Here is a 5,155-nt window from a genome sequence, read left to right as displayed (position 1 = left end):
TCATATATGCTAAAATGTTTATATCCTTTTTTCATAAATTAACTCCTTTAATGTTTGTTGTCGTAACTACATTATATCGGTTTTTATGAAAAAAGGTCTTTTTTTATTTCAAGTGGTCGACTTGAAATGATTATACACCCTCCATAATCTTTCTGTACCCTTCAAGTGAAACATCTATCTATTTTTGTAGAAGGATTAATTACTTCAAAAGGAAAGCAGCTAACGAAGACCAAACACCATATTTAAGTAAAGTATATTGAGGTAAACAAAATTACAGACCATTTAAAAGTAAAGTAAAATTTTGTATGAATACTTTTAAAGTATCGCTTAAAAAATAGTCAATAAAAGTAATAAAAAGTATTTAATATTATGATATAATTGTCTCGAGGTGAATCTTATGAAACAAAATTTAATTTTAATAGGATTTATGGGAAGTGGAAAATCTACAGTTGGCAGAGAACTAGCTAAAGTTCTAGAGATGAACTTTGTAGACACGGACCATTATATAGAAAATAAAGAAAAAATGAATATAAAGGAAATATTTTCTCTGAAAGGAGAGGAATATTTTAGAGAAATTGAAGCTAAATATGTTAAAGAAATTTCAAAAATGAATAATACCGTTATCTCTACAGGTGGTGGTGTGGTAGCGTTTGATGCCAACATAAGACTTCTAAAAGAAAGTGGTTTTGTAATCTACTTAGACTGTACCATTGACTGTATATACAATAGAGTTTCTAGGAGAAATACTCGGCCTCTCCTAAATGATGTGGAGGATCTATATTCCCGTATTGTGGAGCTTTTAAACGAAAGACTAGACAATTATAAGAAATATATGGATAATAAAGTATATATTGATTCTAATACTAACATTTGGGATACTGTGGATAAAATAAAAAAATTGTATATTAAATTTGATTGAAAGCAATATGACGTTGCATTCAATTAGTCATAACATTTAATTTGTTGTTAAATTTTATAATTTTTTAGAGAAAAAAATAATAGGGGGCATAGTTATATGAACAGAAATTTTTTAATGAATCTTTTGGATACTTCTTCACCGTCTGGAATGGAAAAAGAGGTACAGCTTCTTTGGCTTGACTATATGAAAGAGTTTCCCATAAAATAGAGAGTGATAATGTAGGCAATGCATATGCAATTTTAAATCCAGAAGCAGATTTTAAAATAATGATAGCAGCTCATGGGGATGAGATCGGATTTATGGTGAAAAGAATCGATTCTAACGGTTTTATTTTCTTAGAAAAACTAGGGGGGCAGCCCAAAAGTCGCTGTAGGAATGAAGATAAAGTTTCTAGGTGAAAAAGAAACAATCGGAGTTGTTGGAGCTAATGCTGAACATCATGGTGGAGTGAAGGAAAGTCTTACTATGGATGATATCTATGTAGATTGTGGCTTCAAAGATAAAGAATCAGCAGTAAAATTTTTAAATATCGGAGATATGGCAGTCTATAAAAGAGAAACTGAGATCTTACAGGAAAATAGGATCGCCGGAAAAGCCTTGGATAACAAAACCGGAAGTTTTATTATAGCTGAAGTTATGAGAAACCTCGCTGAGGAAAATCTTGGGATAGGAATTTATGCAGTCAACACAAGTACTGAGGAAACCAATCAGGGAGGAGCTTATTTTGCCGGTTCAAAAATCAAGCCAGATATGGCTATAATTTGTGATGTTACATTTGCCACTGATTATCCTGGGGTAGATACCCATGCCAATGGAGAATTTTCATTAGAGGGTGGCCCTGTCTTGGCAAAAGGTGCTCCTATAAATCTAAAAATCAATGCAGAATTAGAAAAATCAGCTAAAGCATTAGATATAAACTTACAGTATGAATTGACTCCTAGAAGCACTGGAACAGATGCTGACACTATAAAATATACCGGTAAAGGGGTTCCTGTAGCTTTGGTTTCTCTGCCAATTAGATATATGCATTCCCCTGTGGAAACGGCTAGTTTTTACGATATTGAAGATGAAATAAATCTACTTACTCATTTTATCCTCAATTTAGATCCTAAAATTAATTTAAACCCAATTGAGGGATAGAAGGTTAAAAGACTATAGAATCCAAAAAAACAATTGATTTTTTTGGGATTCTATAGTACAATTATAAAAGTAAATTAAACAGAGAAAAAATATTTTCTGTTAAAAAAAATTATTATAGGCGATAAATCAAAACATCCGTTTTTTTTTTCGTCTTTTTTTTATGTGTTGAATCTATTATTTTAGGAGGAGTTATATGAAACAAACTAAGTATATTTTTGTTACCGGTGGTGTAGTATCATCTTTAGGAAAAGGAATTGTAGCGGCGTCTTTAGGTAGACTTTTAGAAGAAAGAGGTCATTCGGTTACTATTCAAAAATTTGATCCATATATCAATGTAGATCCAGGAACAATGAATCCATATGAGCATGGTGAGGTATTTGTAACTGACGATGGAGCAGAAACAGACTTAGACTTAGGTCATTATGAAAGATTTATCGACCAAAATTTGACTAAATACAGTAGTGTTACTACTGGTAGAATCTATCAAGCTGTAATCAATAAGGAAAGAAAGGGAGAATACTTAGGTAAAACTGTACAAGTTATTCCCCATATCACAAATGAGATCAAATCAAGAATTGAGATTGTAGGTAAGGAAGTAAACTCTGATTTCGTAATTACTGAAATTGGTGGAACTGTAGGAGATATCGAATCTACACCATTTTTAGAAGCTATCAGACAATTTAGATATGATGTAGGAAGAGAAAATGTACTGTATGTTCATTGTGCATTGGTACCTTACTTAAAAGCAGCTGGAGAATTAAAATCAAAACCTGCTCAGCATTCAGTGAAACAACTTATGACCCTAGGAATTAGACCAAACATACTAGTGTGTAGAACCGAGCATACTCTCCCAGATTCATTGAAAGAAAAATTATCATTATTCTGCGATCTAGATCTGGATGCTGTAATCGAGTGTATAGATGCTCCTACAATATATGAAGTTCCTCTAAATTTAGAAGAGAATGGATTAGCAGATGTAGTTTGTAAACAATTAGGAGTGCCTAATGAAAAGCCTCCTCTTACAGAATGGAGAGCAATGGTAGATAAGATCAAAAATCCTTCTAAGAAGCTTAAGATAGCTGTAGTTGGAAAATATGTAGAATTAAAAGATGCATATATCTCTATAGATGAATCTATAAAGCATGCAGGATATCATCAGGATATCCAAGCTGAAGTAACTTATCTTCAAGCTGAAAATTTAGACTTAAAAGATTTAAAAGGCTTTGACGGAATCTTAGTTCCAGGTGGATTTGGAGATCGTGGAGTAGAAGGTAAGATAGCTGCAATAAAATATGCTAGAGAAAATAAGATCCCTTTCTTAGGAATATGTCTTGGAATGCAGTCAGCAGTTATTGAGTATGCTAGATCTATCATGGGATGGAAAGATGCTCATTCAGCAGAATTTGACTCAAATACTCCTCATCCAGTAATAGATATCATGCCTGATCAAAAAGGTGTAGAGATGGGTGGAACTATGAGATTAGGACTATACCCTTGTAAATTAAAAGATGGAACTTTAGCTCGTGAATTATATGGGGAAGAGTTAATCTATGAAAGACATAGACATAGATTTGAATTTAACAACGAATTTAAAGAAGAGATGGAAAAAGCTGGACTTATCATCTCAGGAGCTTCTCCAGATGGAAGATTAGCTGAAATTGTAGAGCTTAAGGATCATCCTTACTTTATTGCTGGGCAATTCCATCCAGAATTCAAAACAAGACCTAATAGACCACATCCATTATTTAGTGGATTAATCACAGCAGCATTTAATAGAACAGAAAAATAAAAGTATTTGGCTGGGATATCTCAGCCAAATTTTTGTCTAAAAATAAAAGATTAAAACTTATTAGCATAATTGTGTTAAAATAATGTTAATTAGTGTTAAAGAAGGAGAAAATAATTATGAGAGATAGAATGATGGCCCTAGGGTTATATATCAATAAAAGATTGGGTAAAACTATAAATTTTAAACAGATAAAAGGAGATCCTATCTATAGGGGTGTTTTATTCACCTGCATGAATGATGACTATTTAGTCAGTAATAAAAAATCTGAAGTCATCAGTACCATAGTCACTATGAGTAGGAGGAAAGCAGAAGATTATCCTCAAAAGATGGTGAAAAGATATACCCACACAAAATTTAAAAAAGTAAGAGAAAGAAAACCTGTGGAATTTAAAGTTAAAGGAAGAAGTTATTTTATAATTAAGATGTAATATTTAGGAGGACTTTCCGTCTTCCTTTTTTATTGCTTCTTTAGATAAAATTGGTGACTTTTTTTCAGGATTTCCCACTTTAATATTTTATATTTATATGATAAGCTTTAATCTAAAGGTAGGCTTCGAGGAGGGAATATGAAAAAAACAAATGCTATGAGAATCTTGGATAAAAATAAAATTCCATATGTGATCAATGAATATGAATACGATGAGTCCGATCTCAGTGCTGTGGCTATGGCAGAAAAAACTAAGGTTAATATTGATAGAATTTTTAAAACTTTAGTTCTTTTTGGAGATAAAACTGGTTATTTAGTAGCTTGCATCTCAGGAAAAACAGAATTAGACCTAAAAAAAATAGCTAAAATCAGTAAAAATAAGAAGGTTGAGATGATTCATATGAAAGACCTTCTAAAGATAACAGGATATATAAGAGGTGGATGTTCTCCCCTAGGTATGAAAAAAACTTTTCCTAGCTATATTGGAAATTCTTGTTTAAATTTTGAAACTATTTTTATTAGCGGAGGAAAAAGAGGGATGCAGATAGAGATCGGCCCAAAAGATTTAATTAAAATTTTGGATATTCATATAGACAATATATCCATAAATTCCTAACTGACATTTTTTTAAAATCACGAGTCTTTCCTTGAAATAAATAGAGTTTTTTCTAACTAGCTCTATTTATTTCATCGTATTTCATAAATCTTTCACACTGTTTTTTCCTATCGTAACCTAACATTTATAATGGTCGTATAAATTCATACAAAGAGTGTTTAACCTTAAGCAAAAAAATAGGGTATAATTTAAGAAAACAATATGGGGGATTTTGATTATGAATACACGAAAAACTTACTCTTCTAAGTTTAAATTTAAGATCGT

At 31.6% G+C, this 5,155-nt stretch carries 4 protein-coding genes and 1 pseudogene; all 5 read left to right on the top strand.

All coding sequences use genetic code 11. The annotated features are described in order from the left end of the window. Window positions 1-397: 397 nt before the first annotated feature. The 5 genes and pseudogenes from V5784_RS04990 (at window position 398) to ybaK (ending at window position 4,891) form a co-directional block, all read left to right on the top strand. On the top strand, window positions 398-919 hold the full coding sequence (locus V5784_RS04990) for a shikimate kinase (protein ID WP_336887942.1): 522 nt from the start codon (window positions 398-400) through the stop codon (window positions 917-919). A 366-nt stretch (window positions 920-1,285) separates the two neighbouring features. Continuing rightward, window positions 1,286-2,059: pseudogene (locus V5784_RS04985) on the top strand (M20/M25/M40 family metallo-hydrolase); the annotation flags it as partial. Between the two features lie 193 nt (window positions 2,060-2,252). Next, window positions 2,253-3,848 (top strand): CTP synthase, encoded by a 1,596-nt coding sequence (locus V5784_RS04980; protein WP_336887941.1) that lies wholly within the window; start codon window positions 2,253-2,255, stop codon window positions 3,846-3,848. A 116-nt stretch (window positions 3,849-3,964) separates the two neighbouring features. Beyond that, window positions 3,965-4,276 carry a hypothetical protein gene (locus tag V5784_RS04975; RefSeq protein ID WP_336887940.1) on the top strand — a complete coding sequence of 104 codons (312 nt, stop codon included), beginning with the start codon at window positions 3,965-3,967 and terminating at the stop codon, window positions 4,274-4,276. A 138-nt stretch (window positions 4,277-4,414) separates the two neighbouring features. Then, window positions 4,415-4,891 (top strand): Cys-tRNA(Pro) deacylase, encoded by a 477-nt coding sequence (gene ybaK, locus V5784_RS04970; RefSeq protein WP_336887939.1) that lies wholly within the window; start codon window positions 4,415-4,417, stop codon window positions 4,889-4,891. Window positions 4,892-5,155 lie beyond the last annotated feature (264 nt).

Source organism: Psychrilyobacter sp. (assembly GCF_037132775.1).
Lineage (GTDB): Bacteria > Fusobacteriota > Fusobacteriia > Fusobacteriales > Fusobacteriaceae > Psychrilyobacter.
This window is presented reverse-complemented; position numbering and strand designations above follow the sequence as displayed.

Bases quoted from the DNA above. Each gene is read 5' to 3' on its own strand.
- ybaK (WP_336887939.1), top strand. From the start codon at position 4,415: ATGAAAAAAACAAATGCTATGAGAATCTTGGATAAAAATAAAATTCCA.
- V5784_RS04990 (WP_336887942.1), top strand. From the start codon at position 398: ATGAAACAAAATTTAATTTTAATAGGATTTATGGGAAGTGGAAAATCT.
- V5784_RS04975 (WP_336887940.1), top strand. From the start codon at position 3,965: ATGAGAGATAGAATGATGGCCCTAGGGTTATATATCAATAAAAGATTG.
- V5784_RS04980 (WP_336887941.1), top strand. From the start codon at position 2,253: ATGAAACAAACTAAGTATATTTTTGTTACCGGTGGTGTAGTATCATCT.